This is a genomic window from Micromonospora globbae (assembly GCF_036184225.1).
In the GTDB taxonomy this organism is placed as follows: domain Bacteria; phylum Actinomycetota; class Actinomycetes; order Mycobacteriales; family Micromonosporaceae; genus Micromonospora; species Micromonospora globbae.
The window spans coordinates 4,346,507-4,371,321 of the sequence record NZ_CP108084.1 but is presented as its reverse complement, the minus strand read 5'-3'; the positions used below and the strand labels follow the sequence as shown (position 1 = coordinate 4,371,321).

General features: G+C 74.4%; 25 protein-coding genes. 16 read left to right on the top strand and 9 right to left on the bottom strand.

What is annotated here, in order from left to right; all coding sequences use genetic code 11:
* Positions 1-97 precede the first annotated feature (97 nt).
* Positions 98-562: a hypothetical protein gene (locus OG994_RS19530; RefSeq protein ID WP_120330050.1), complete on the top strand. Its 465-nt coding sequence runs from the start codon at positions 98-100 to the stop codon at positions 560-562.
* 111 nt (positions 563-673) lie between these two features.
* Here OG994_RS19530 and OG994_RS19525 read toward each other — a convergent pair whose 3' ends face one another.
* Positions 674-1,663 (bottom strand): GlxA family transcriptional regulator, encoded by a 990-nt coding sequence (locus OG994_RS19525; RefSeq protein WP_120330049.1) that lies wholly within the window; start codon positions 1,661-1,663, stop codon positions 674-676.
* Positions 1,664-1,715: 52 nt separating this feature from the next.
* Here OG994_RS19525 and OG994_RS19520 point away from each other — a divergent pair, with 52 nt between their 5' ends.
* A complete protein-coding gene (locus OG994_RS19520; RefSeq protein ID WP_120330048.1) occupies positions 1,716-3,023 on the top strand; it encodes an MFS transporter in 1,308 nt (435 codons plus the stop codon).
* 21 nt (positions 3,024-3,044) lie between these two features.
* Here the strand turns inward: OG994_RS19520 and OG994_RS19515 are convergent, their stop codons facing one another.
* Positions 3,045-3,329: a DUF427 domain-containing protein gene (locus OG994_RS19515; RefSeq protein WP_120330047.1), complete on the bottom strand. Its 285-nt coding sequence runs from the start codon at positions 3,327-3,329 to the stop codon at positions 3,045-3,047.
* A gap of 194 nt (positions 3,330-3,523) precedes the next feature.
* A complete protein-coding gene (locus tag OG994_RS19510) occupies positions 3,524-3,994 on the bottom strand; it encodes an aminoacyl-tRNA deacylase (RefSeq protein ID WP_328850548.1) in 471 nt (156 codons plus the stop codon).
* Positions 3,995-4,090: 96 nt separating this feature from the next.
* On the opposite strand from OG994_RS19510, the gene OG994_RS19505 reads away from it, so the two are divergent.
* From OG994_RS19505 to OG994_RS19470, 8 genes are all read left to right on the top strand, one after another.
* Complete coding sequence (locus OG994_RS19505) at positions 4,091-5,491, top strand: FAD-binding oxidoreductase (RefSeq protein WP_120330045.1); 1,401 nt, start codon at positions 4,091-4,093, stop codon at positions 5,489-5,491.
* Complete coding sequence (locus OG994_RS19500; RefSeq protein WP_120330044.1) at positions 5,488-6,831, top strand: class I SAM-dependent methyltransferase; 1,344 nt, start codon at positions 5,488-5,490, stop codon at positions 6,829-6,831. The genes OG994_RS19505 and OG994_RS19500 overlap by 4 nt, the downstream gene beginning before the upstream one ends.
* 99 nt (positions 6,832-6,930) lie before the next feature.
* On the top strand, positions 6,931-7,488 hold the full coding sequence (locus tag OG994_RS19495; RefSeq protein ID WP_120330043.1) for an ArsR/SmtB family transcription factor: 558 nt from the start codon (positions 6,931-6,933) through the stop codon (positions 7,486-7,488).
* A complete protein-coding gene (locus OG994_RS19490) occupies positions 7,481-8,359 on the top strand; it encodes an SRPBCC domain-containing protein (RefSeq protein WP_328850547.1) in 879 nt (292 codons plus the stop codon). Before OG994_RS19495 ends, OG994_RS19490 begins: the two co-directional genes overlap by 8 nt.
* A 396-nt stretch (positions 8,360-8,755) precedes the next feature.
* On the top strand, positions 8,756-9,754 hold the full coding sequence (locus tag OG994_RS19485) for a CHRD domain-containing protein (protein WP_328850546.1): 999 nt from the start codon (positions 8,756-8,758) through the stop codon (positions 9,752-9,754).
* Positions 9,755-9,900: 146 nt separating this feature from the next.
* Entirely contained in the window at positions 9,901-11,310 is a 1,410-nt protein-coding gene (locus OG994_RS19480) for an MFS transporter (protein ID WP_120330040.1), read from the top strand.
* Positions 11,307-12,407 (top strand): hypothetical protein, encoded by a 1,101-nt coding sequence (locus tag OG994_RS19475; protein WP_120330039.1) that lies wholly within the window; start codon positions 11,307-11,309, stop codon positions 12,405-12,407. The genes OG994_RS19480 and OG994_RS19475 overlap by 4 nt, the downstream gene beginning before the upstream one ends.
* A complete protein-coding gene (locus OG994_RS19470) occupies positions 12,404-13,951 on the top strand; it encodes a hypothetical protein (protein WP_240033051.1) in 1,548 nt (515 codons plus the stop codon). The genes OG994_RS19475 and OG994_RS19470 overlap by 4 nt, the downstream gene beginning before the upstream one ends.
* Positions 13,952-13,972: 21 nt before the next feature.
* Here the strand turns inward: OG994_RS19470 and OG994_RS19465 are convergent, their stop codons facing one another.
* Entirely contained in the window at positions 13,973-14,899 is a 927-nt protein-coding gene (locus OG994_RS19465; protein WP_120330038.1) for a S41 family peptidase, read from the bottom strand.
* 86 nt (positions 14,900-14,985) lie between these two features.
* On the opposite strand from OG994_RS19465, the gene OG994_RS19460 reads away from it, so the two are divergent.
* Positions 14,986-15,552, top strand: coding sequence for an ArsR/SmtB family transcription factor (locus OG994_RS19460; RefSeq protein ID WP_120330037.1), 567 nt, complete (start codon positions 14,986-14,988; stop codon positions 15,550-15,552).
* A gap of 48 nt (positions 15,553-15,600) precedes the next feature.
* Positions 15,601-16,359, top strand: coding sequence for a MerR family transcriptional regulator (locus OG994_RS19455; RefSeq protein ID WP_328850545.1), 759 nt, complete (start codon positions 15,601-15,603; stop codon positions 16,357-16,359).
* 54 nt (positions 16,360-16,413) lie between these two features.
* On the opposite strand, the gene OG994_RS19450 is transcribed toward OG994_RS19455, so the two are convergent.
* Positions 16,414-17,967 carry a gluconokinase gene (locus OG994_RS19450; protein ID WP_328850544.1) on the bottom strand — a complete coding sequence of 518 codons (1,554 nt, stop codon included), beginning with the start codon at positions 17,965-17,967 and terminating at the stop codon, positions 16,414-16,416.
* A gap of 234 nt (positions 17,968-18,201) precedes the next feature.
* On the opposite strand from OG994_RS19450, the gene OG994_RS19445 reads away from it, so the two are divergent.
* Positions 18,202-19,359 (top strand): hypothetical protein, encoded by a 1,158-nt coding sequence (locus tag OG994_RS19445; RefSeq protein ID WP_328850543.1) that lies wholly within the window; start codon positions 18,202-18,204, stop codon positions 19,357-19,359.
* A gap of 21 nt (positions 19,360-19,380) precedes the next feature.
* Here OG994_RS19445 and OG994_RS19440 read toward each other — a convergent pair whose 3' ends face one another.
* Positions 19,381-20,079 carry an alpha/beta fold hydrolase gene (locus tag OG994_RS19440; RefSeq protein ID WP_328850542.1) on the bottom strand — a complete coding sequence of 233 codons (699 nt, stop codon included), beginning with the start codon at positions 20,077-20,079 and terminating at the stop codon, positions 19,381-19,383.
* Positions 20,080-20,118: 39 nt separating this feature from the next.
* Positions 20,119-20,691 (bottom strand): hypothetical protein, encoded by a 573-nt coding sequence (locus OG994_RS19435; protein ID WP_328850541.1) that lies wholly within the window; start codon positions 20,689-20,691, stop codon positions 20,119-20,121.
* A 189-nt stretch (positions 20,692-20,880) separates the two neighbouring features.
* Here OG994_RS19435 and OG994_RS19430 point away from each other — a divergent pair, with 189 nt between their 5' ends.
* Entirely contained in the window at positions 20,881-21,366 is a 486-nt protein-coding gene (locus OG994_RS19430; protein WP_328850540.1) for a WapI family immunity protein, read from the top strand.
* A gap of 115 nt (positions 21,367-21,481) precedes the next feature.
* Entirely contained in the window at positions 21,482-22,807 is a 1,326-nt protein-coding gene (locus OG994_RS19425) for a hypothetical protein (RefSeq protein WP_328850539.1), read from the top strand.
* 153 nt (positions 22,808-22,960) lie between these two features.
* Here the strand turns inward: OG994_RS19425 and OG994_RS19420 are convergent, their stop codons facing one another.
* Complete coding sequence (locus OG994_RS19420) at positions 22,961-23,398, bottom strand: VOC family protein (protein ID WP_120330029.1); 438 nt, start codon at positions 23,396-23,398, stop codon at positions 22,961-22,963.
* 13 nt (positions 23,399-23,411) lie between these two features.
* Positions 23,412-23,780 (bottom strand): VOC family protein, encoded by a 369-nt coding sequence (locus tag OG994_RS19415; RefSeq protein ID WP_120330028.1) that lies wholly within the window; start codon positions 23,778-23,780, stop codon positions 23,412-23,414.
* Positions 23,781-23,871: 91 nt separating this feature from the next.
* Here OG994_RS19415 and OG994_RS19410 point away from each other — a divergent pair, with 91 nt between their 5' ends.
* Positions 23,872-24,786, top strand: a complete 915-nt coding sequence (locus OG994_RS19410; protein WP_328850538.1) for a hypothetical protein — start codon at positions 23,872-23,874, stop codon at positions 24,784-24,786.
* Positions 24,787-24,815: the final 29 nt, after the last annotated feature.

Genomic DNA, 24,815 nt, shown 5'->3' with positions numbered 1-24,815 from the left:
ATCATGGAGTTGTGGTGGCGGACGAAAGCCGCCCGTCCGGGTGAACCGGGCACCACAATTCCATGATCGACGGGGCGGGGCGGGGTTGACTTGGGGGATGGACAGCGGGAGGTTGCGCCGGGCGTACGAGGAGGTGCTCGCGGAGATCGACGCGGGAGGCTTCGGGCCGCCGCCCGAGGGGCAGCTGAGCGCCGAGCAGATCGTCGCGCACCTGGCCGCCAACGACGAGCTGATGGTCGAGGCCACCGAGGCGGTGCTGGCCGGTTCCCCGTACGCCTACTACGACCTGGAGACGATCCACCGGCCGCAGGTGGACGCGCTGGTCGCCCAGTACGGCGGGTTGGACGGGCTGGCCGCCCTGCTCCGGGGCACCAGCCAGAAGCTGTGCACGCTCACCGACCGGCTCGGCCTGGCCGCGGAGACCCCGGTCGACACGCACCTGCGCGAGGGCTACGACCTGAACGTGGACGAGCCCCTGCCCTGGGGCCGCACCCTCGACCTGCACGCCACGGTCCATCTCCCGAAGCACCTGGCCCAGCTCCGCCTGCTCCGCACACCCTGACCCGCGGCCTGACCCCCCGCGATCTTGCACTTTCGGCCCCTGATATGCCCATGAAAGTCTGGTTTGTGGGGGCAGTAAGTGCAAGATCGCGGGGGTCGGGCCGCGCGGGGGTCAGGGGTGGCGGAAGGTGCGGCGGTACGTGCTCGGGGGCACGCCGAGGCGTTGGTGCAGCTGCTGGCGCAGCGCCGCCGTGGTGCCGAAGCCGGAACGCCGGGCCACCTGGTCGATGCTCAGGTCGGTGGTCTCCAGGAGCAGGCGGGCGTGGTCGGTGCGCTGCTGGAGCAGCCACTGCGCGGGGCTGAGCCCCGTCTCCGAGCGGAACCGCCGCGTGAAGGTGCGCACGCTCATCCGCGACCGCTCGGCCATGTCGCGCAGGCTCACCGGCTCGTGCAGCCGCTGCCGCGCCCACTCCCGGGCCGCGGCGGTGCTCGTGTCGGTCGCCTTCGGCACCGGGCGCTCGATGTACTGCGCCTGACCACCCTCCCGCCACGGCGGCACCACGCAGCGCCGCGCCGCCCGGTTGGCCACCTCGCTGCCGTGGTCGGTGCGGATGACGTGCAGGCACAGGTCGATCCCGGCGGCCACCCCGGCCGAGGTGAGCACCCGCCCACCGTCGATGAACAGCACGTCGGGGTCGAGCTCGACGCTCGGGTGCAGGCGGCGGAACCGGTCGGCGTACGCCCAGTGGGTGGTGGCCCGCCGGCCGTCGAGCAGCCCGGCGGCGGCGAGCACGAAGGCGCCGGTGCAGATCGACATGATCCGGGCGCCCCGCTCGTACGCCCCGCGCAGCGCCGCGCGCACCTCCGGGTCGATCGTGCCGTCGGTCATGGCGGGGCCCTCGTGGATGCCGGGGACGACCACCGTGTCGGCGGTCTCCAGCAGCTCCAGGCCGTGCTCGGGGAGCACCTGGTAGCCGGCGGTGCTGCGGACCGGCCGGCGGCCGGCCGTGCACACCTCGACGGCGTACCGGCGGACGCCGTCGGCGTCGCGGGCGGTGCCGAAGACCTGGGAGGGGGTGCCGAGGTCGAGACCGACGACCCCGTCGAGGGCGAGCACCGCGATCCGGTGCGGCGGCATGGCCATGGCCCGATTATTGCGCATGATGGCTTTCCGGCCACTCGCCAGCGCGTCCGGCGCTCCCCAGACTCGTACCGTGACCACTCGCCGCCTCCATCCCGCCTGGATCGTCGCCGCCGTGGCCTTCGTGGCGCTCGTCGGCGCGGCCGGCTTCCGTGCCACCCCGTCGGTGCTGCTGCACCCGCTGCACGACGAGTTCCGCTGGCCGCTGGCCACCATCTCCGCCGCCGTCTCGGTCAACCTGCTGCTCTACGGGCTGACCGCGCCGTTCGCCGCCGCGTTGATGGACCGGTTCGGCATCCGGCGGGTGGTCGCCGCGGCCCTGCTGCTCGTGGCCGCCGGCAGTGGGCTGACCGTGTTCATGACCGCGAGCTGGCAGCTCGTCCTCTGCTGGGGCGTGCTCGTCGGCCTGGGCACCGGCTCGATGGCGCTCGCCTTCGTGGCCACCGTCACCGGGCGGTGGTTCGTCCGGCGACGCGGGCTGGTCACCGGGGTGCTCACCGCCGGCGGCGCGGCCGGGCAACTGGTCTTCCTGCCGCTGCTCGCCGTGCTGGTGCGCGACCACGGGTGGCGCGCGGCGGCGCTCGTCGTCGCGGGAGCCGCCCTCGCCGTCGTACCGCTGGTGGTCTGGCTGCTGCGCGAGCACCCGGCGGATCTCGGGCTGCCCGCGTACGGCGCCGCCGAGGTCACCCCGGCGCCGCCCGCCACCGGCGGGGCGGCGGCCCGGGCGCTCGGCGCGCTCGCCCAGGCCGCCCGGACGCGGCCGTTCTGGCTGCTCGCCGGCGGTTTCGCGATCTGCGGCGCGACCACCAACGGGCTCGTCGGTACGCACTTCGTGCCGGCCGCGCACGACCACGGGATGCCCGAGACCACCGCGGCGGGCCTGCTGGCGCTGGTCGGGCTCTTCGACATCGTCGGCACCATCGCCTCGGGCTGGCTCACCGACCGGGTCGACAGCCGGTTGCTGCTCGGCGCCTACTACGCGCTGCGCGGCGGTTCGCTGCTGGTGCTGCCGAGCCTCTTCGGCGGCGCCGCCGAGCCGAGCATGCTCGTCTTCATCGTCTTCTACGGGCTGGACTGGGTGGCCACCGTGCCGCCGACCGTGGCGCTGTGCCGCGAGTACTTCGGCGCGGCCGGGCCGGTCGTCTTCGGCTGGGTCTTCGCCGCCCACCAGCTCGGTGCGGCCCTCGCCGCGACCGGCGCGGGGCTGGTGCGGGACCGGCTCGGGGACTACGCGCTGGCCTGGTACGTGGCCGGGGCGCTGGCGATCGGCGCGGCCGGGCTCTCGCTGCTGCTGCGCCGCCGCCCGGCGGGGGTCGCGCCGGTGCCGGCGCTGGCCACCACCGGGCCGGCCGCGCCGCGCGTGTGGCGGTACCGCGGCTGACCGCGCGGCGCGGCACCGGGTTCAGTCGACGACCCGGACGTCCTTCCAGAACGCCACCCGGTCCCGGACCATCTCCGCCTCGGGTTTCGGATCCGGGTAGTACCAGACGGCGTCGGCGCTGGTCCGCCCGTCGTGTTCCAGTGTGTAGTACGACGCGGTGCCCTTCCACGGGCAGACCGTGTGGGTGTCGGACTCGCGGATCACGTCGTCGCGCAGGGCGGCGCGGGGGAAGTAGTGGTTCCCCTCGACCACGACGGTGTCGTCGCTCTCCGCGATGACCAGGTCGTTCCAGACGGCTTTCGGCATGCGTCCCACGCTATGCCGGCCGCACGGCGCCGACCACCGTCACGGAGCGGCGACCACCGCGTGGGCGTCGCCCACCGTACGCGGCGACCATCGCGTGGGCCCCGACCGTCGTGTGAGCGGCGGGCGCCGCGCGGGGCCGGGCAGCGCGGACGCGGGCGGTGGCGCCGGCGTACGGCCCCCCCGGCGGGGAGGCGTCAGCGACCCGGCTCCGGGTCGGTGACGTCGGCGACGGTCGCCTTCAGCGCCTCGAGTGCCGCGTCGGCGTCGACCGCCACGGCCACCCCGTGCTCGCCCGCGCCGAGGGTGATGGTCCGGCCGCGGACCCGCTCGTCGGCGACGACCGGCCAGGCGGTGGTCGCGCCGAACGGTGTGATGGTGCCCCGCTCGTAGCCGGTGACGGCCTTCGCGGTGGTCGCGTCCGGCATGGAGATGCGGTTGACCCCGAGCAGCGCGCGCAGCTTCGGCCAGGAGATGACCCGGCCGCCCGGGGTGAGCACGAAGAGGTAGTCCTCGGCGCCGCGGCGCACGACGATGGTCTTCACGACGTCGGGCACGTCCACGCCGCGTACGGCGGCGGCGTCGGCGAGGCTGGCCACCGGCCCGTGCCGGATCACCCGGTGGGACAGGCCGGCGGCGTCGAGGGCGGCGAGCGCGGGAGACGGCATGCGTTGCACCGTAACCCCGCGTGAGCAGGCGGGAAGTGTGAAAAGGCCAACGTGGACATCGGGTGCCGTTTCCCGCGACAGGCGTAGAGTGATCACATGTGCGCCGTCCGTGTGGATCATCGATCGGTCGATCACGACAGTGCGGTGGAGGCGCTGCGGCGGTCGTACGCCGCGGTGCCGCCCGGTGAGCCCGTCCGGCTCGCCAAGCGCACCTCCAACCTGTTCCGGCCGCGCTCGCAGGTGCGTACGCCGGGCCTGGACGTCAGCGGCCTCACCGGGGTGATCGGCGTCGACCCGACCGCGCGGACCGCCGACGTGCAGGGCATGTGCACCTACGAGGACCTGGTCGACGCCACGCTGCCGCACGGGCTGATGCCGCTGGTCGTGCCGCAGTTGCGCACCATCACGCTGGGCGGCGCGGTCACCGGGCTGGGCATCGAGTCGACGTCGTTCCGCAACGGCCTGCCCCACGAGTCGGTGATCGAGATGGACGTGCTCACCGGCTCGGGTGAGATCGTCACCGCCCGCCCGGACGGCGAGCACGCCGAGCTCTTCGCGGCGTTCCCGAACTCGATGGGGAGCCTCGGCTACGCCACGCGGCTGCGCATCGAACTCCAGCCGGTGCGCCGCTACGTGGGGCTGCGCAACATCCGGTTCACGAAGCTGGAGGCGCTCACCGACGCCATCGCCGAGGTGACGGCCACCCGGTCGTGGGCCGGCACGCCGGTGGACGCCATGGACGGGGTGATGTTCAGCCCGGGCGAGGCGTACCTGGTGCTCGGCACCTTCACCGACGAGGGGGAGCGGCCGAGCGACTACACCGGGCAGGACATCTACTACCGGTCGCTGCGCCGGCGGGTCCGCGACACGCTGACGACGTACGACTACCTGTGGCGCTGGGACACCGACTGGTTCTGGTGCTCGGCGGCGTTCGGCGTGCAGCACCCCGTGGTGCGGCGGCTCTGGCCGGCGCGGTACCGGCGCAGCGACGTGTACCACCGGCTGGTCCGGCTGGAGCACCGGCACGGTGTCGCCGCCCGGATCGATCGCCTGCGCGGCCGGCCCGCCCGGGAACGGGTGGTGCAGGACGTGGAGATCCCACTGGAGCGGACGGCCGACTTCCTGCGCTGGTTCGCGGGCAACGTCGGGATGACCCCGGTCTGGCTCTGCCCACTGCGACTACGCGAGCCGGCGGGTCCCGGCTCGGCCCGGTCCTGGCCGCTGTATCCGCTGCGGCCCGGGCAGGACTACGTCAACATCGGTTTCTGGGGGAGCGTGCCGATCGCCGACGGCGCCGCCGACGGTGACGTCAACCGGTTGATCGAGCGCGTGGTGTCGGAGATGGGCGGGCACAAGTCGCTCTACTCCGACGCGTACTACGACCGGGACTCCTTCGAGCGCCTCTACGGCGGGCCGACCTGGCGCGCCGTGCGGGACCGCTACGACCCGGAGCACCGGCTCACCGGACTGTACGAGAAGGCGGTAGCACGAGCATGAGCCTGACCGACCGAGACCAGGGGGCGGCGAGCGTCCCCGCCACACCGCCGGCGGGGGGCCGGCGCCCGCGTACGACCGTGGCGGACGTGGTCCGCGCGGTGACCATCGGTGACCTGCCGGTGCGGATCACCGCCTACGACGGCAGCGCCGTCGGTCCCGCGGACGCCGGCATCACGCTGGCCGTCCGCTCCGAACGGGGACTGTCCTACCTGCTCACCGCCCCGGGTGACCTGGGCCTGGCCCGGGCGTACGTCAGTGGCGACCTGGGGCTGGAGGGGGTGCACCCGGGCGACCCGTACGAGGCGTTCCGGGTCCTCAAGGACGAGGTGAAGCTGCGTCTTCCCTCGCTCAGTGAGGGGCTCAACCTGGTGCGCGGGCTGGGCTGGGAGCGGCTGCGCCCGCCGCCCGCCCCACCGCAGGAGGCGCAGCCGCGCTGGAAGCGGGTGATGGGCGGCCTGCGGCACTCCCGTTCCCGGGACAGCTCCGCGATCTCGCACCACTACGACGTCTCGAACGCCTTCTACGAGAAGGTGCTCGGCCCGTCGATGACGTACACGTGCGCGGTGTTCCGCTCTCCGGGGGACACGCTCGAGGAGGCCCAGGCGTCGAAGTACGACCTGGTGGCCGGCAAGTTGGCGCTCAAGCCGGGGATGCGCCTGCTCGACGTGGGGTGCGGCTGGGGCGGCATGGTCCGGCACGCGGCCCGCGAGTACGGCGTGAAGGCCCTCGGGGTCACGCTGTCGAGGGCGCAGGCCGAGTGGGCGCAGGCGGCCATCGAGCGGGAGGGGCTGTCCGAGCTGGCCGAGGTGCGGTACATGGACTACCGGGACGCCCCGCGCGAGCAGTTCGACGCGATCTCCTCCATCGGCCTGACCGAGCACATCGGGGTGCGCAACTACCCGGCCTACTTCGGGGCGCTGCGGGACCGGCTGCGCCCGGGCGGGCGGCTGCTGAACCACTGCATCACCCGCGCGGACAACCGGGCGCCGCACCGCTCCGGCGCGTTCATCGACCGGTACGTCTTCCCCGACGGCGAGCTGGCCGGGCCGGGCCGGGTGATCAGCGAGGTGCACGACGCCGGTCTGGAGGTGCACCACGAGGAGAACCTGCGCCAGCACTACGCGCTGACGCTGGCGGGCTGGTGCCGCAACCTCGTGGAGCACTGGGACTTCTGCGTCTCCGAGGTCGGCGCCGGCACGGCGCGCGTGTGGGGCCTCTACATGGCCGGCTCGCGGCTGGCCTTCGAGCGCAACGACATCCAGCTGCACCAGGTGCTGGCCACGCGCAACAACCCCGACGGCAGCAACGGCTACCCGCTGCGTCCGGACTGGACGCCCTGACCCCGCTCTGACCTCCTGACGAGAGCCGCGCCGGCAACCGGCGCGGCTTTCGTCGATCCTATTGACAAAGAAGTTTTGTACGTACAAACTGATTTTGCCATGAGAGACGTCCTGTACCTGGAACAGATCGAGCAGGCCGAGGCCCTGCTCAAGCCGCAGCGCGTGGAAGTGTTGCGGCAGCTCGCCGAGCCGCGCACCTGCACCGAGGTGGCGACCCGCCTGGAGCAGACGCCGCAGCGCGTCTACTACCACGTGAAGCAGCTCGTCGCGGCCGGTCTCGTCGAGCTGGTCGCCGAGCGCAAGGTGCGGGGCATCACCGAGGGCATCTACCAGGCGGCCGCCCGCTCCTACTGGCTCTCACCGCGCCTCGTGGGGCGCATCGGGCTTCGCCGGGCCCGCGACGAGCTGAGCCTGGGCTACCTGCTCGACCTCATGGAGGAGGTCCAGGCCGACATCGCCGCGCTCGACCGCACCAGGCCGGAGCTGCCCTCGATCGGGGTGTCCGGCGAGATCCGCGTGCCGGCCGGGCAACGCCAGCAGTTCCTGCACGACCTGCAGACCGCTCTGCAGGACCTGTTCACCCGCTACGGCGGCGCCGAGGGAGACGCGTTCAAGATCGCCGTGGCCTGCTACCCGAAGGGGAACGACCGTGACTGACCCGATGACGCTCCACGCCCGCCTCGCCGCCCCGGTCGAGGCCGTCCGCCGCGCCCTCACCGACCCGGCCGAGCTGCGCGTGTGGCTGGCCGAGCACGCCGAGGTCGAGCTGCCTCGACGGTACGAGTTCTGGGGCCGCTACACGCCCGAGGGTGACGCCCCGCACCAGCGCCTGCTGCACGTCGACGACGAGACGCTGCGCTTCGCGTGGACGCTCGACGGGGTGGAGACGACCACCGAGTTCCGGCTGCGGGCCGAGGGCCCCACCACGACGCTGCTCACACTGAGCCAGAGCCACTTCAACTTCGAGGAGGCCGTGAGCGGCACCGGCAGCATCCGGGGCGTGCTCCAGACGTACTGGGGCCTGTCGGTCGCCAACCTCGCGGCGCACCTGGAGGGGCGCACGCTGCTGCCGAAGGTCGACTTCACCTCCAGCGAGATGCGCGGCGAGCTGCTCATCGACGCGCCGATGGCCCGGGTGTACGAGGCGCTGACCGACTCCGAGCAGGCCAGTGCCTGGTTCGGCTACCCCATCGGCATCGAGCCCTGGGTCGGCGGGCGCTACGCCATGGGTGGCTTCGACGCCGGCTTCGCGGCCAAGGTCGTCGACCTGGATCCGGGCCGGAAGATCACGGTGGACTGGGGGCCGACCGGTGTGAGCACCTGGGAGCTGGCCCAGTCCGAGGGGAAGACGAAGCTCACCTTCGTGCAGAGCGGCTTCGACGAGTCGAACCCGCCGTACGCGGCCTGGGCCGGATCCGTGAGCGGCCTCGCGGAACTGCGCCGCTACCTCGAGATGGCGGACTGGCAGCCGATCTGGCTGGCCGAGGACCCGAACGCCGAGACGGAGGCGGTGACCACCGCCGGCTGACCGGCCCGCGGCCCCTCGCACGGCTTCACGGCCGTTCGAGGGCAACACACCCCCTCCCAGCACGAAGCGCCTGACCGCTTGCGGTAGCAGGTCAGGCGCTTCGGCGTGTCGGGGTATGGACGGGCGGTCGCCGGACAGCCGTGCCGAGGTGGCGCGGAGAGCCGCCTACCGCCCGGGTGGTCCGAAAAACCTTCTGACGGTCGGATCAGCGAAGAGCGCTCGTGTTTGTGCCGAACATGGGACAATTTCACCAAAGGGGCGCTAATGGAACCGTGTGCCGGGACTCCCGACGAGGGACCGTGCTCGGCGTGCGGCGCCCTCGCGTGCCCGGGTTCCGCCGCCGGCCAGCTCCGCGCCGGTACGGCTCGGGCTCCGTCTGCGAAGGGAGCAACAGTGATGATGGGACGTACTCGACTCTGGGCGGTGACGGTTGCGGCCGGGGCGGCGGTGGCCGTGGGGGCCATCGGCACCGCCGCGATGGGCGACGGGCGCGACGACTCGGGCGACAAGCAGTCGCACGAGCAGCGCGAGTCGCACGGCTCGGGGGACTGGAACGACTCGCGCGGGTCCGGCGACTCATGGGACTGGCGTGGCTCGCACGGGAAGGACGAACGGAAGGAGACGGCCCGGGCCACCCTGAGCGGCTACCAGGAGGACCCGAAGACGATCTCCACGCCGGGCAGCGGCCGGTTCGAGGCGCGGATCGACGAGCGCAACAAGGAGATCAGCTGGCGGCTGAGCTACGAGGACCTCAAGGACGTCCAGCAGGCGCACATCCACTTCGGTGGGAAGCACCAGAGCGGCGGGGTGGCCGTCTTCCTGTGCTCGAACATCAAGGACGGGAAGGGCGGCCCCTCGAAGAACGTGCAGTCCTGCCCCGAGGCGCCGGCCACCATCAAGGGGACCATCAAGCCCGACGACGTGGTCGGCCCCGCCGACCAGGGCATCGAGCCGGGCGAGTTCGACGAGCTGGTCGACGCCATGGAGGCCGGTGTCACGTACGTCAACGTGCACACCAAGAAGTACCCCGAGGGCGAGATCCGCGGCCAGATCAAGGTCGACGAGGACCGCAAGGGCAAGGACGAGGACCGCAAGGACGAGGACCGGAAGTGGGACGCCAGTGACAGCCGGGCCTGGGACTCGAGCGACGAGGCCCACGGCTGGGACAAGGGCGACGAGGGCCGGAGCGAGGACAGCGGCTGGGACTCGGACAAGGGCTGGGACTCGGACAAGGGTGAGGACCGCGGCGACGAGAAGGGCTCGGACAAGGGCGAGGACCGCGGCGACGAGAAGGGCTCGGACAAGGGCGAGCACCGCGACTCCGACAGCGGCGAGGACAAGGGCTCGGACAAGGGCGACGACCACTGGGACGGGTGGGCGAGCGACGAGAAGTGAGCCCCGCCGGCACACGGCCGGCTGAACGCCCGACCCGTTCCGGCGGGTCGGGCGTTCACCTGTGCCGCCTGTGATCTTCGACCCCGACCCGGCCCCGTCCGCGCCCGCCGTGCCTAGGCTAAGGGGCCGTCCGAACGGGGAGAACCGTGCGCAACCACCCGGCCGTCGTGCTGGTCGCCGTCCTGCTGTCCACCATCTCGCTGCCGGTGTCGCTGACCGGCGCGTCGGTCGCGCTGCCCGAGATCGGCCGTGACCTCGACGCCGGACTGGCCTCCGTGCAGTGGGTGGTCAACGGGTACAACGCCACGTTCGCCAGCTTCATGCTGGCCACCGGCGCGCTGGCCGACCTGTTCGGCCGCCGCCGGGTGTTCGCCACCGGGGTGGCGATCTTCGCGGGCGCCGGGCTGCTCGCGGCGGTGGCGGGCGACATCGCCCTGCTCGACGTCCTCCGGGCGGTGTCCGGTGTAGGCGCTGCCGCCGCGGCCACCAGCGCCTCGGCGCTGCTCGCCGGCACGTTCCACGGCCCGGCCCGGGCGCGCGCCTTCAGCGTCTTCGGTACGGCCATCGGCGCCGGCCTCGCCTTCGGTCCCTCCGTCGCGGGCCTGCTCATCGACACGTTCGGCTGGCGGGCGGTGTTCGCGGCGCCCGCCCTGGCCGGGGTGGTGGTGCTCGCCCTCGTGCCGCTGCTGCCGGAGTCGCGGGCACCACACGCCGGACGGATCGACTGGCCCGGCACGGTGTCGTTCACCTCGGCGCTGCTGTTGCTGATCTTCGGGTTCGTGCAGGGGCCGGAGTTCGGCTGGGCCGACCCGCGGATCGTCGTCGCGTTCGCCGCCGCGCTCGCGTTGCTCGTGCTCTTCGCCCGGGTGGAGCGCCGCCGCGCCGACCCGATGTTCGACCTCACGCTGCTGGCCAGCCACCGGTTCCTCGGCATCTGCCTGGCGGCGGCCACCATCGTGGCGGTGCTCGTGCCGCTGCTGGTCTACCTGCCGTCGTACCTGACCACGGTGGTCGGGCTGACCCCGGGCACGGCCGGTGCGACGCTGATCCTGCTCACCGCACCCACCCTGGTCCTGCCGCTGCTGACCGGGGCGCTGATCCGCCTGGTGCCGGCGCCCCTGGTGGTCGTCGTCTCGGTGGCCGTGGTGGCCGCCGGTGCGGCCTGGGCCACGGTGCTCGGCCCCGACAGCGGCACGGCCGTGCTGGCCGGCCCGCTGCTCACCATCGGTGTCGGGGTGGGACTCTCCATCGGGCTGCTGGACCAGATGGCCATCGGCAGCGTGGCGCCGGCCCGCGCGGCCACGGGCGCCGGCATGATCAACACGGCCCGGCTGGCCAGTGAGACGGTCGCCATCGCGGTGGTCGGCGCGGTCCTGGCCAGCACCACGGCCGGCCGGCTCGACGATCCCGGGTTCACCGGTGGGCTGCGTACCGTGCTCTGGACCATGGCCGCATTGGCCGCCCTCGCCGCGGCGACCACCGCCCTGCTGGTCCGCCGCCGCCGGGGCGCCGTGCCGGCCGAACCGGCGGTGACCGCCTATCGTGGCGGTTCATGACGAGCAGCGAGCAGCGACTGGACGCCATCCGCGGCGGCGTACCGCCCCGCCGGCACAACGCCCGGACGATCGCCGCGCTCACCGGCAACCCGGGCTGCGTCCGCCGCGCCGTCCTGGACGGCGCCGGCGTCGACAAGCCGAAGCTGGCCGAGCGGATCGGGTTTCCGGCCCGGTTCGGGCAGTCCCGCTTCGCCATCACCCGCGGCAACGCGTTCGAGGCGCAGGTCAAGGCCGACGGCGGCGCGGAGCTGCTGCGGCTGGTCGCCGAGCGCCTCGGGGTCGAGCCGGACGAGCGGGCGGACTGGACCGACCTCGGCGCCGACGACGACCTGCCCGAGCGGCACGCCCGGTCGCGTGAGCTGCTGGTGGCCGCCGCGCCCACCGGCGCCGACCAGCCCGCCGCCCTCTTCGACCACCCGCTGCTCAGCCTCGAGGTCGCGGGCCGGCGGGTCCACCTCGAACCGGATCTGGTGGCCGCCCGGCTGGCCGGCCGGTTCCACGTCGTCGAGATCAAGTCGTTCCCGGTGATCGACGGGCAGGCCGACCCCGCGAAGGTCGCGGCGGCGGCGACCCAGTCGGCCGTGTACGTGCTGGCGCTGCGCGAGCTGCTCGCTGCCGCCGGCCACGATCCGGGGCTGGTGTCGCACGAGGTGGTGCTGATCTGCCCGCGGGACTTCGCGAACCGGCCGGTGGCCAGCCTGCTCGACGTCCGTAAGCAGTTGCTGGTGCTGCGCCGCCAGCTGGACCGGATGGCCCGGCTCGACGACCTGCTGGCGTCGGTGCCGTCCGACTTCACCGCCGACCTGGCTGCCGACCCGGCCACGCTGGCCGCCGCGCTGTCGCGCGTGGAGGCCCGGTACGCGCCGGAGTGCCTGGCCAGCTGCGAGCTGGCGTACTTCTGCCGGCACGAGGCGCGCGGCCACACGGCCGCGCTGGGCCGGCCGGTCCGCGAGGCGCTCGGCGGGCTCGCCACCGTGGCCGAGGTGGTGGCGCTCGCCGACGGCGCCCGGACCCCCGACCCGGAGGAGGCCGAGGCCGCCGCGCTGCTGCGCGCCGCGGCCCGGTTGCGCGCCGAGGCCCTGGGCGTGCCGGCATGAGTACGCTGCGCGCGCTCGCGAAGGCGCAGGCCGTCGCGGCCGGGGTGGCCCAGCCGGTGGCGACCGTCCGCCACGTGCACCTGCACGAGCGTCCCCTGGTGCTGGTGCCGCTCGCGCTCGCCGGTGAGGCGAACGCCCCGTTGGCCGCGATGGTCGGTACGGCGCCGGACGAGGCGCGGCTGCTGGTCGTGCCCCAGCCGCGCAACCGGGACCAGCGGTTCCGGTTCGCCGCCGAGTTGGCCGAGGTCGTGCTGCCGTACGTGGACGCCCACCGGGAGGTGAGCGAGGCGGTGCCGGTCGACCGGGGCCGGGACGTGCGGTACCGGTACGTCGACGCGCCGCAGGTGCTGGTGCCCAACCCGGCCGGGATCACGTTCCTGCGGCTGCTCGGTCGCTCCACCCGGTTCCGCCGACCGGACGGTGAGCACCCGGTGCACCCGTCGGTGCCGCTGCTCGGGCGGTGGCTGACGTTCTTCGCCGACCGGGCCGAGCATCCGGGTGCGTCGGCGCTGCTGGCGATGACCGACGCGCTGACCCTGCACTGGGCCACCGGGCAGAGCGCCGTGGAGGACCTGCACCTGCCGGCGTTGCTCGGCTGGATCGACCCGCCGCCGGGAACGACCGGTGCCGAGGCGGCGGCCCGGGCCGAGGACCCGGGCACGCATCCGCCGGCCGGTCCGGCCACCGACCCGGACTTCGACAACCACCGGCTCGCGCCGGCCATCGCCGCGTACGCCGAGGCGGAGGACGACCCGGACGCGCGCGCCGAGGCGTACGCGACGCTGGAGTCGTTGCTGCGCGACCAGCTCGCGCCCACCTGGGAGCTGATGTGGCGCGGCGTGGGCCTGCTGCGCGCCCTGCCGCCCGGCGCCCGGGTGGAGGGGCGCTGGGCGGGCGACCGGGACGCGTTCACCGCGCACGCCGAGCACGTCGACGCGGGCGGCGGGCCGCAGCCCCGGCGGGACGGCGCGGTCGCCGCGGCGGTGCGGCTGCACCGGTTGGAGCGGGCCCTCACGTCGTACGCGGTGCAGCGCGCCTACGACGACCCGCTGGTGATGGCCGAGCACCGCCTCACCGGCGAGGCGTTCGTGGGCGAGGTGACGCTCGCCGATCCCGCCCGGGTCGACGACAGCGGGAAGCGGCCCGTGCTGCGTCCCCGGATCCAGGTGGTCACGACCGAGCCGGTGCTGGTGCCGGTGGGCGCCACGCTGTACTCGCCGGCCCGGCCGGGGCAGAAGGCCCGGGTGGTGTTCCTGCACCCCGCCGACGGCAAGACCGAGGTGGTGCTGGAGCTGTCCGGCGGGATGGGGCGCGGGCTGACGGCGCCGCCGGGCAGCGTGCCGGAGGTGGGGGAGCGGCTCTGCTACACGACGCTCTCCGACGCGTACCTTCCGGCCGGCGCCTTCCCGGCCCCCGAGGAGACCCCCTGGACCCACGGCGGCCCGCCGGTGCCCGCCGGCGCCGAGGCCGCCGGTGCCGCCACGGCTGGCGACGCTGCCGGCGACCCCGCGCCCGACGGTGACCCGGCCGAGGAGTGGGCCTGATCGGCCGGGTGCCGGCGGCGGTCAGGCCGCGACGGCCGTGACCGGGGCCGGCACGTCCAGCCGGGACAGCGCGGCGCGGTGCGCCACGTCGAGCGCGTCGGCGGCCGGCGACTCGATGTCGGGGAGCACCCCGGTGCCCTCCCAGTTGGTGCCGGTGACGGGGTGGACCGGACGGGCGACCGGCACGGTGACCTCCAGGTGGGCGTGGGCGCGGAAGCCGATCCGGGGATGCGCCCCGCCTCCGGTGCGCTCGCCCACCACGGTGGCCCGGCCGGACTGCTGGAGGTCGTAGGCCAGTTCCTCGCCGCCGGAGAACGTGCGGCCGCTGGTCAGCACGTAGACCGGCTTGGTGGCGTCGTACGTCGGCACAGGCACGTACGCGGCGCTCCAGGACTGGCGGACGGGACGGCCCGCGCGGTCGTACGTGGTGTGCAGCAGGGTCGGCTCGTCGAAGAACCAGCCGCAGAGGAGCGCGACCCCGTCGGGGCTGCCGCCGACGTTCTCGCGCAGGTCGAGCAGCAGCGCGTCGGTGCCGGCGAGCAGCCGCATCGCCGCGGTCATCTGGTCGCCGGCGAGGGGCGGGGGGAAGAGCAGCGGCCGGATCTCCAGCAGGCCGACGTTGCCGTCGAGGCGCTGCACGCGGCCCACCCCGCCCATCGTGTCGGCGGCCAGCCGCACGATCCGGTCGTCGTCGGGGTGCTCGTCCCGTTCGGGCAGCGCCTCCTCGTGGTACTTCAGGCGCAGGTGCAGGTCGCCGTTGAGGGACTGGAGGTCGGCGGTGACCAGCTCACCGAGGGCGCGGGGGTCGGCCGCGGTGGCGTACCGGCCGGCGGCGAGGTTGTCGGTGAGCAGGGTGGCCAGCCGTCCGGCCAGGTCGGGGAAGACGTAGTGCTCGTCGACGAGCGTGGCGGTCCGTTCGACGGCCTCGGTGATCTCGGCCTGGCGCATGGGCGGCTCCCGTCCTCGGGTGGTGGGTGCTGAGCAGTAGAGCAGCCGATTGACAGAAGCGTCAAGAGAAGTAGACACTTTCTGCCATGGCCGATCCACGTCCCGACCGTCCCCTCGACGAACTGCTGGAGGTCACCACCCCCGAGCAGTTCAAGGCGCTCGGGCACCCGTTCCGCCAGCGCCTGCTGTTCGCACTGGGCCAGCGCCCGGCCACGATCAGCCAGCTCGCCGGGGCGCTCGGGTCGGCCAAGGGCAACGTGGCACACCACCTCAAGGTGCTCCGCGAGGCCGGCATGGTGCGGGTGGCGCACACCCGGCCGGTGCGCGGCGGCACCGAGCAGTACTACCAGCGGTCCGCCCGGCGAATCCGGGTCGCGCCGGGACACGTCGGCGCCACCGCCGCCATGCTCGGCGCGGTCGCCGAGGAGATCGCGGCCGCGCCGGACGAGCCGCTGCTCCAGCTGCGGCACCTGCGGCTCACCCGGGCCCAGGCCGAGCGGCTCGGCGCCGCGCTCAGCGAGCTGGTCGACGGCGCCGAGGACGCCGGGGACGACGAACCGCGCTACGGGGTGCTCGTGAGCCTCTACCGGCAGGCCACACCCCCGCCGTCCGGACCACCCGACACCCCCACGGTGGGTCAGAATCGGGCTTGACCCTCACGTAACGGCAGGGGGGAGCCTGGTTTCCGAAGGGAGGGGACCATGGCGTACACGGTGGGCCAGGTGGCCAAGCTCGCCGGCGTGACGGTACGGACGCTGCACCACTACGACGAGATCGGCCTGCTCTCGCCGAGCGGGCGCAGCAGGACCGGCTACCGCCGCTACGACGACGCGGACCTGGAGCGGTTGCAGCTCGTCCGCTACTACCGCGAGCTGGGGTTCCCGTTGGAGGAGATCGCCGCGATCCTCGACGACCCGGCGGCCGACCCGGCGGCGCACCTGCGTCGCCAGCACGAGCTGCTGACCGTACGGATCAAGCGGTTGCAGGAGATGGTCTCGGCGATCGAGTTCGCGTTGGAGGCGAAGAAGGTGGACATCCAGCTGACCCCCGAGGAGCGGTTCGAGGTCTTCGGGGACTTCGACCCGGAGGCGCACGCCGATGAGGCGGAGCAGCGGTGGGGCGGCAGCGAGGCGTACCGGGAGTCGAACCGGCGGGCGGCCCGGTACGGGAAGGACGACTGGCTGCGGTTCAAGAGCGAGAACGAGGACTGGGGGCGGCGCGTCGTGGCCGTCATGTCCTCGGGCGCGCCGGCGGACAGCCCGGAGGCGATGGAGCTGGCCGAGGAGCACCGGCAGATCATCGGCCGCTGGTTCTACGAGTGCTCGTACGAGATCCACACCGGTCTGGCGGACATGTACGTGGCCGACGAGCGGTTCCGGGCGACCTACGAGAACATGGCGCCGGGCCTCGCCGCGTACCTGAGCGAGGCGATCCACGCCAACGCGATCAACCGTGGGTGACACGCCGTCCGGGTCGCGCCCCTGTGCGCGCGACCCGGACGGGCTGGGCCGGGATCACATTGGCGGCGGTTCCGGCGGCGGTTCCGGTGGCAGGCTCGGCGCCAGGCGGCGCAGCGAGGTGTACGTGGGCACGAGCGCGTCGTACAGCTCGGCGAAGAGCGGCAGCAGCGTCGCGTACGTGGCGGCGGCGGCCGGGTCGGGGCGCACGATCTCCTCGATCCGCACCAGGTCGGCGGCCACGTCGATGGAGGGGATGAGGCCGAGCGCCTGCATGCCGAGCAGGGCGGCGCCGAAGCTGGATCCCTCGTGCCCCGTCGGGAAGCTCACCGGCACGCCGAGCGCGTCGGCGAGCATCTGCCGCCACAGGCCGCTGCGGGCGAAGCCCCCGCTGGCGCGGACCTCGTTCACCTCGTTGCCGGCGGACCGCACGGAGGCCAGCACCAGCGCGAGCTGCTGGCATACGCCCTCCATGGCCGCGCGCACCAGGTGTTCGCGGCGGTGCCCGTGGGTGAGCCCCACGTACGCGCCGCGCGGCAGGGCGCTCCAGTGCGGCGCCCGCTCGCTGAGCAGGTACGGGAGCATGATGAGCCCGCCGGAGCCGACGGGGGCGCGGGCGGCGAGGGCGACCAGCTCTTCCTCGGCGTGCCCGCCCAGCTCCGGGGCGAGCGCGTCGCCGGCCCACCGGAGGACGAGGCCGCCGTTGTTGATCGCGCCGCCGACCACCCAGCGGTGCTCGGTGAGCGCGTAGCAGAACACGCCGCCGAGCGGGTCGACCCCGGGCCGCCGCACCACCACCCGCATGGCGCCGCTGGTGCCGATCGAGCAGGCCACCATGCCGGGCTGCACGGCGCCGAGCCCCAGGTTGGCCAGGGGGCCGTCGCCGGCGCCGACCACCACCGGCGTGCGCTCGGGCAGGCCGGTGCCGTCCGCGCCCTCCGGGGTGAGCCGGGGCAGCACGGCCGTCGTGGAGACCAGCCGCGGCAGTTGCTCGCCGCTGATGCCCGCGACGGCCAGCGCCTCGGTGTCCCAGTCGAGGCGGTGGATGTCCATGAGGCCGGTGCCCGACGCGACCGAGTGGTCGGTGACGAGCAGCCCGCTCAGGCGCAGCAGCACCCACTCCTTGATGCCGACCCAGTGGGCGGCCCGCTCGAAGAGCGCCGGCTCCTGCTCGGCGAACCAGAGCAGCTTGGGCAGCGGGGCCATGGGGTGGACCGGGGTGCCGGTGCGGCGGTGCAGGGCGAGCCCCGACGGGACGGCGCGGAGCCGTTCGGCCTGGCGGCTGGCGCGCGCGTCGGCCCAGGTGATGGACGGGGTGAGCGGATCGCCGCCGGCGTCTAGGCCGATGAGGCTGTGCATGGCGGTGCTGAACGACAGCCCGGCCACCGGCCGGTCCAACTCGGCGACCGTCGCCCGGATCGACTCGCGTACCGCGTCGAGGATGCGCCGTGGGTTCTGCTCGGCGTACCCCGGTTGCGGCTCGTCCAGCGGGTAGGCGGCCGAGTTGCCGGCGAGCTGCCGGCCACGGATGTCGTACGCGACGGCCTTGGTGCTGGTCGTACCGATGTCGACGCCGATCACCACCGGCGGCGCGCCGCCCGACCGGCCCATCGACGTCCACCCCCTCCGCGTGCCGGCGGCGGGGCCACCCGGCTGCGTCGACGGTACGGGCGGTTGTCGCGCGACACGCCCGGAGCACATCAAGCTTTGCCGCAAAACCGGCCTATCGTCCATGTTGCTCCGCCGATCGGACATTTCGTCCAACGGCCCGGGTTCGCGTCGGCCGCCGCCGGAGTTAACACCTGTGACACCCCGGTTGGTGGCCTGCGCGGCGAAGGAGTCGGCATGGCAAGAACTGATTCGACGGGTTCCACGTGGCGGTACCGGTGGGCGCACCGGCAGAACGAGCGCCGGCACCGCACCTACCGCGGCGCCGAGGCCGCCTGGCAGCGGCGGGCCGAGGAACTATGCCGCCTCCGCAAGCTCGCCGCCGACTTCCACGGTTCCGCGGCGGCGGGCCTCGGCCTCCCCCTGGAACTCGCCCCCGACGAGGTGGTGCTCTGGGTGTGGCCGGCCGCCAAACTGGTCGAGGTCCGGCACACCGGGGTGCTGCCCGCACCGGACCTGACCGTCGACCCCGACGCGACGCCGGTGCGCCCCCGCCGCCCGGACGGCGTCCGGGTCGCCGACGCCGGCATGGCCGTGATCACCAGCCGTCGACTCGTGCTGCTCGGCGGCCGGGGCCGGCGCGACTGGGCGTACGGCCGGATGACCGGTCTGGCCCACGACCCGAACTCGCCCGTCACCCTGATCCAGGTGCTCGACCGTCGCCGCACCTCCGGGCTGATGCTGCCCGTGGAGGCGGCCGCCGACTTCCGGTTCACGCTCACCCTGGCCTTCGCCGACGCGATCGAGCAGCGCGCCACCGTGGTCGCGCAGTTCGACGAGCTGATCGCCGAGCACGAGCAGCTCAAGCCGCTCCGGCCGGCCGTCGCGACCCCGGGGCAGGCGCGGCTGTCGGGGCTGGTGCCGGGCGGCCGGCGTACGGTCGCCGTGGCCGCCGCCGTCGCCGTGCTCGTGCCCGCGGTGCTCATCGAGTCCAACCCGTCCGACCCGGCGGGCGAGGTGGCCGCGGCTGCCACCCCGGCGCCCAGTCCCAGCGTCGCGCCGATGCTCGTGCGTCCGGCCGCCGTCCCGGGCGGCACGTCACCCTCGCCGACGGCCTCGGCGAAGCCGAAGCCGAAGCGGACGACGCCCTCGCCGACGCCCCAGCGGGAGCGGCTGTGCGGCGCCCCGGACAACCCCATGGGGTACGACTTCTGCGGCGGCGACCGGATCCGCCGGCCGGCCGCGGAGATCTGCGACTACTTCGACTGCGTGCAGGAGTTCTGGGCGGGCCGGGGCTACCTGGTGCAGTGCCGCGACGGCGCGGTCAGCCTGACCGGCGGCCGCCGCGAGGCGTGCGCCGAGCACCGCGGCGTACGCCGCACCGTCTGGACCTGAGTCGGGCGCGGCGACCGCGGGTCAGGCGTCGGCGGCGTCGAGCAGGATCCGCGCCAGCTCCGACGGCTGCGAGAACATCGGCCAGTGGCCGGTGTCCATCTCGACCAGTCGCCACCGGTCGCTCTTGAGCAGCGCCGCCACGTCGGGCGTCGGCTCGTCGCCGTCGAGCAGGCACTTCACGTACGTCGCCGGCAGTTCGCCGAGCGGGCGGGCGAGCGTCGCGGGCTCGGTCAGCGTGGCGCCGGGGTGCGGCGTCGAATCCGCGACGATCCGCTGGATCTGCTCGTCGGTGAGCCCCTGGCCGGCGTAGTCCTCCGCGGTCAGCGGCGGCCAGAACCCGTCGTTGGCGGTGATCGCCGCCCGCACCCGCTCACCGAAGGGCGGCCACACCGACACGAACGACTCGCCGTCGTGCGGCACGTTCGAGTCGAGGAAGACCACCCGGCGCAGCCGGTCGCCGATCCGCTCGGCGGCCTGCCCGGCCGGGATGCCCGAGTAGCTGTGCCCGACCAGGACGACGTCGCGCAGATCGCGGCGTTCGATCTCGTCGACGATGTCCCGCACGTGCGTCTGCTGTCCGGCCGGCACACCCCGCCGTTCGGCGAGACCGGAGAGGGTCACCGGGTGGACGCCGTGGCCGGCGGCGCGCAGCTCCGGCGCCACCGCGTCCCAGGCCCACGCGCCGAGCCAGGCCCCGGCCACGAGTACGAATTCCGCCATGCCGGCACCGTAGCCCGGCCCACCGACACCCGCTGTCCCTCACCTGTCGGCGTCGGCGTGCAGGGGGCGGAGGCCCGCGAAGATCAGCGCGCCGGCGACCGGCAGCAGGTCGAGGTTCACGGCGATCGCCGCGAAGCCCACCAGGACCAGCGGCGGAGCCCAGAGCGGCAGCCGGCGGGGGCGCAGGGTGGCGGCCTGCACGAGCAGGGTGAGCAGGCCGAGCTGGAACAGCAGCGGGCCGAGGAGGAACAGCGGGTCCGGCAGGGGTGCCGCGTCGGCCAGGCCGGGGAAGAGGTCGCCGAGGATCACCCAGAGGAAGCTCGCGGCACCGGCCAGGGCCGCCACCGTGGCGGTGTCGGTGAGTGCCCGCAGGCGTGGTGCCGCGCCCAGCAGCATCCGCCGCAGGTGCACGGCCAGGACGCCGAAGAGGGCGATCGAGGCGAAGAACAGACTGTGGCCGATGTTCCAGGCCCAGCCCGGCCCGTGGTCGCCGTCCAGGCCGTCGATCAGCCGGGCGACGCCGTAGAGCAGCAGGAGGAGTGGTGCGGTGAGGGTGACCATCCGGATCGGGGACACGTGCCGTACGGTGACGCGGGCCTGGGTGGCAGTCATGTCTCCAGACTGGACACGGGGCGGGGCGGGGGCCATGGGGGACTCCCACCAGCGGACCCGGAGGTCACCGCCCCCGATCCTCGTCAGGGTGGGCGGTCATGGTGGATCAGCGCCATGGGACGGCCTGGCATTGCCGATCATGCGCCCGTTTTCGTCCCTCGTAGGTGTTCTGTCCGAGATGATGGGTAAATGGAGATACGCTCCGACGATGGTGCGCGGCTGAGGATCCGGCCGGTCGGCTACCAGCCGGGCGTCGAGCCGCCGGTCGATCCCGAGCAGGCCCGCGACTGGGACGACTGGCTGCTCATCGAGGCGGACGCCCGTACGGCGGACGGCCAGGCGTGGTCCCACTGCCAGCCGTCGCTCACGGTGGCCGAGGCGGGGCTCCTCGCCGAGTGGCTGGGGCTCCAGGCCGGACTGGCGGCCGAGCCGGGGACGCTGCCGGCGGTGCTGCGCTTCACCGAGCCGAACCTGGCGATGCGCACCCGCGTCATCCGGCGGCGACGGGTGGAGTTGACCGTCGAGTTCTCCTACGAGTCGTTGCCGCCGTGGATGCGCCGGCCGCTCACCGCCGTGTACCCGTTGCCGCTCACCGTGTCGGCCGACGCGCTCGGTGTGGCGGCCGAACAGTGGGCCCGGGAGGTCGAGGCGTACCCCCACAGGATCGTCTCGTGAGACTGATTCGGGGACCGCGTCGACCACGCGGGGGTCAAATCTCTCTTAACGGAACAAAGGGAAGCATCGATCCCTGGGGCGTGTCCTGCCATCGACGCGGGCGGTTGTACCGCGTGTGACCACCACATCACCCGGCACGTTCGTACCGGCCACCGCACTGCCCGACTGGCGGATCGCCTGGGCGGCCCGCGAGAACGAACGGCGGCGGCGTGCCCACCTCCTCGCACTCGAAACGTGGCGCCGGCGCGCCGACGAGCTGACGCGCCAGCGCATCGAGGCGGCCACCTTCCTCGGCTGCACGGAGCCCCGCGCCGGCCTGCCCGTCGACCTGGACGACGACGAGTTGATCTTCCGGATCCTCCCCGCCGCGGAACTGGTCGAGGCCGCCGCCCGGCACGTACCGGGCCTGCCGCCGCCCGCGCTCACCGTCGGGCCACCCGCCCCGGCCGGGCGTACGCTCCCGCCGGGCCTGCGGGTCACCGACGCGGGCGTCGCCGTCGTCACCAGCCGCCGCGTCGCGTTCGCCGGCCGTTCCCAACGGCGCGAGTGGTGGTACGCGGACCTCGCCGCACCGGCCCACCACCCCGACGTGCCGCTCACCCTGCTGCACCCGAGGACGCCCGGGCGTCTCGCGGGACTGCGGGTGCCGGCGAACGTCACCGCGAACACCCGCTTCTACCTGACCCTCGCCGTGGCCGCGGCCCGGGACGAACGCGCCGCCGTCGTCGCGGAACTCGACGCGCTCAGCGAGGCCCACGAGCGCTGCCGCCCGACGCCGCCCGCGCCGGCCGAGCCGTGGCAGGCGCCGCTGCTCGCACGCCGGCCCGAACGGCGGGCCACCACCGCCGTGGCGGCTGTCGCCGCCGTCGCGTTCGCCACGTTGACCGCCGGCGCCCACGGGCCGGACGACGGCGACCGCCGGGTCGAGGCCGGGGACGTCTCGACCGTCGAACCGCCGCTCGGTGTCCGGGCCGTCGTCCCCACCCTCGCCCCCGTGCCACCGGACGCCTTCACCGCGCCGCCGACGGCCGGCCCGATGCCCGGCGGCACCTCCGGCGGCGTGCCGGCACCGGCCTCGACCGGGGCCGCCGCTCCCGGGTCCTCCGGTGCGCCGGCCACCGGGGGAAGCGGCGGCAGCATCCGTCCGGCGACGGCTCCCCGCGTGCCGACTGCTCCGGCGCCTCCGGCCGCGTCGGCACCTCCGGCTGCCCCGGCACCGCCGCCCGCGCCGGCACCGCCCACCGCGCCGCCTCCCACGACCGCGCCGAGCAGGCCGGAGCCGACCGACCCGCCGAGCAGCAGCCCGCCACCGTCCCCGCCGGCGGCGCCGGCCCCCGACGAGACGACACCGTCCGCGCCGGACAACCAGCTGATCACCGTCTGCCTCGACCCGCTCCGGCTCCCGCTGCTCGACCCGCTGCTCTGCCCCCGCGACGACTGACAGCCGGCGTGCCGACCGCGAGCCGGACGATCGCCGCCGGCCCGGCGAGTCGCCGCGCACGCGGCCGGCGATCGGCGACCGCGGGTCGGCGTCCGGGGAGGTCCCCGCAGCGCCCGCCCGCCGGGGTGACCGGCAGGCAGGGCGCACCGCCGGTCAGCCGGCGGCGCCGAAGTCCGGAACGGTGAGGGCGCCGTCGGCGGCCAGCGGGAAGCCCGGGTTCCAGGCGATCTCCCAGACGTGACCGTCCGGGTCGGCGAAGCAGCCGGCGTACCCGCCGTAGAAGGTCTCCCGCGCGGGCCTGGTGACCTCGGCGCCGGCCGCGGCCGCGGTGGCCAGCACGTCGTCGACCTCGGCGCGGGACCGGACGTTCTGCGCGAGGGTGATCCCGCCGAACCCGTCGCCGCCGGGATCGTCGACGCCGGCGTCGGCCGCCAGCTTGTCGCGGCCCCACAGCACCAGCGCCATCGGCCCGGCCTGGACGAAGACCGTCTCCTCGACCTCCTGGCCGCGCCAGCCGAGGCGTTCGTAGAACGCCCGGGCGCGCGCCAGGTCGGCGACGCCCAGCGTGACCAGACTGATCCGTTGCTCCATCGTCATCCTTCGCTCACTCGGGGGCGTGGCAGACGGCCTCGACGTTGTTGCCGTCCGGGTCGCGGACGAACGCGCCGAAGTAGGTGGCGTGGTATTCCGGCCAGACCCGCGGCTCGTGCAGCACCTCCGCTCCGGCGGTCACCGCCGCGTCGCGGAACGCCCGCACGGCGGCGCGGCTGTCGGCCGTGAACGCCAGGTGCGCCTCGCGGGCGGCGCCGGGGGTCTCCGTCGGGCCGATCCAGAACTCCGGGCGCTCCCGCCCGTAGCCGATCACGTTCGGGAACTCCAGCATCCGCCGGCCGCCGAGCGGGGCGAGGACGGCGTCGTAGAAGGCGGCGCTGGCCGCCATGTCGCGAACCTGGATGGACAGGTGGTCGATCATGCGCTCCTCCGGCTGTCGTCGGCCCCACGCTAGGCCCCGGGTCCGACAGGACGGGCGGAAACCGGGACCCGGTCGCGTCCGTCCAAGAGGCATGCGCGGGAGACTCCTACGCCGCGGCCTGCTCGGTGCCGCGGCCCTGACGATGCTGGCCGGCTGCGGTGCGGCGGCCGGCCCCTCCGACGGCGGGGCGGGAGCCGACCCCGACCGGCTGCGGCAGCGGGCGCGGGAGGCGTTGGCCCGGTACGACGAGGCGGTCCGGGCCGCCGGAGGCGAGCCGCGGTTCGTGCCGACCAGCGGCCTCACCGGCCAACTCGGCGACTGGGAGCCCGCCAACGGCGACAACAAGCTGGCGCTGTCCGCCGGGATGATCGACGCGCGGGGGCCACTGCCCGACCCGCCGCGGGAGACGGGCACCGTCACGTGGGAGAGCGGGCAGAAGCGGCAGGTGCCGCTGCTCTCGGCGGAGGCGGCCCTGCGACGGCTGCGCGAGGCGGGCGACGGGCCCTGCCCGGGATGCGTACCCCTGGAGGTCACCGCCGCGCGCCTGAGCACCGCGCGGATCGCCACGACGCGCGGCCCGGCGGTCGTGCCGGCCTGGGAGTTCGCGCTCGCCGGTACGCGGGTGCGGCTGACCCGGGTGGCGGTCGCCGACGAGGCCGTCGTCACGGTCACGCCGCCGCCGTGGGATCCGGACGCCGCGCCGGGCGGGCACACGATCCAGTCCGCGACCACGACCGTGGACGCGCGGGAGTTGACCGTCACGTTCGTCGGCTCGCCGGGTCCGGCGAGCGAACCGTGCGGGGTGGACTACACGGCCGAGGCCGTCGAGTCGGCCACCGCCGTCGTCGTCATCGTCACCGGGCGCGGGCACGGCGACGGTCCGCAGGCGTGCCCGGCCATCGGGGCGACGCGCACGGCCACGGCCGAGCTGGAACGACCGCTCGGGGAGCGGGCCGTGCTGGAGGTGCAGCGGGGGCTGCCGGTCCCGGTGACGGTCACCGGTTAGGTGAGGCGACGTCCACCGGGAGGCCGGAC

Bases quoted from the DNA above. Each gene is read 5' to 3' on its own strand.
- OG994_RS19530 (WP_120330050.1), top strand. From the start codon at position 98: ATGGACAGCGGGAGGTTGCGCCGGGCGTACGAGGAGGTGCTCGCGGAG.
- OG994_RS19525 (WP_120330049.1), bottom strand. From the start codon at position 1,663: ATGCGCAATAATCGGGCCATGGCCATGCCGCCGCACCGGATCGCGGTG.
- OG994_RS19515 (WP_120330047.1), bottom strand. From the start codon at position 3,329: ATGCCGAAAGCCGTCTGGAACGACCTGGTCATCGCGGAGAGCGACGAC.
- OG994_RS19510 (WP_328850548.1), bottom strand. From the start codon at position 3,994: ATGCCGTCTCCCGCGCTCGCCGCCCTCGACGCCGCCGGCCTGTCCCAC.
- OG994_RS19505 (WP_120330045.1), top strand. From the start codon at position 4,091: ATGTGCGCCGTCCGTGTGGATCATCGATCGGTCGATCACGACAGTGCG.
- OG994_RS19500 (WP_120330044.1), top strand. From the start codon at position 5,488: ATGAGCCTGACCGACCGAGACCAGGGGGCGGCGAGCGTCCCCGCCACA.
- OG994_RS19495 (WP_120330043.1), top strand. From the start codon at position 6,931: ATGAGAGACGTCCTGTACCTGGAACAGATCGAGCAGGCCGAGGCCCTG.
- OG994_RS19485 (WP_328850546.1), top strand. From the start codon at position 8,756: ATGATGGGACGTACTCGACTCTGGGCGGTGACGGTTGCGGCCGGGGCG.
- OG994_RS19475 (WP_120330039.1), top strand. From the start codon at position 11,307: ATGACGAGCAGCGAGCAGCGACTGGACGCCATCCGCGGCGGCGTACCG.
- OG994_RS19470 (WP_240033051.1), top strand. From the start codon at position 12,404: ATGAGTACGCTGCGCGCGCTCGCGAAGGCGCAGGCCGTCGCGGCCGGG.
- OG994_RS19465 (WP_120330038.1), bottom strand. From the start codon at position 14,899: ATGCGCCAGGCCGAGATCACCGAGGCCGTCGAACGGACCGCCACGCTC.
- OG994_RS19460 (WP_120330037.1), top strand. From the start codon at position 14,986: ATGGCCGATCCACGTCCCGACCGTCCCCTCGACGAACTGCTGGAGGTC.
- OG994_RS19455 (WP_328850545.1), top strand. From the start codon at position 15,601: ATGGCGTACACGGTGGGCCAGGTGGCCAAGCTCGCCGGCGTGACGGTA.
- OG994_RS19450 (WP_328850544.1), bottom strand. From the start codon at position 17,967: ATGGGCCGGTCGGGCGGCGCGCCGCCGGTGGTGATCGGCGTCGACATC.
- OG994_RS19445 (WP_328850543.1), top strand. From the start codon at position 18,202: ATGGCAAGAACTGATTCGACGGGTTCCACGTGGCGGTACCGGTGGGCG.
- OG994_RS19440 (WP_328850542.1), bottom strand. From the start codon at position 20,079: ATGGCGGAATTCGTACTCGTGGCCGGGGCCTGGCTCGGCGCGTGGGCC.
- OG994_RS19435 (WP_328850541.1), bottom strand. From the start codon at position 20,691: ATGACTGCCACCCAGGCCCGCGTCACCGTACGGCACGTGTCCCCGATC.
- OG994_RS19430 (WP_328850540.1), top strand. From the start codon at position 20,881: ATGGAGATACGCTCCGACGATGGTGCGCGGCTGAGGATCCGGCCGGTC.
- OG994_RS19420 (WP_120330029.1), bottom strand. From the start codon at position 23,398: ATGGAGCAACGGATCAGTCTGGTCACGCTGGGCGTCGCCGACCTGGCG.
- OG994_RS19415 (WP_120330028.1), bottom strand. From the start codon at position 23,780: ATGATCGACCACCTGTCCATCCAGGTTCGCGACATGGCGGCCAGCGCC.
- OG994_RS19410 (WP_328850538.1), top strand. From the start codon at position 23,872: ATGCGCGGGAGACTCCTACGCCGCGGCCTGCTCGGTGCCGCGGCCCTG.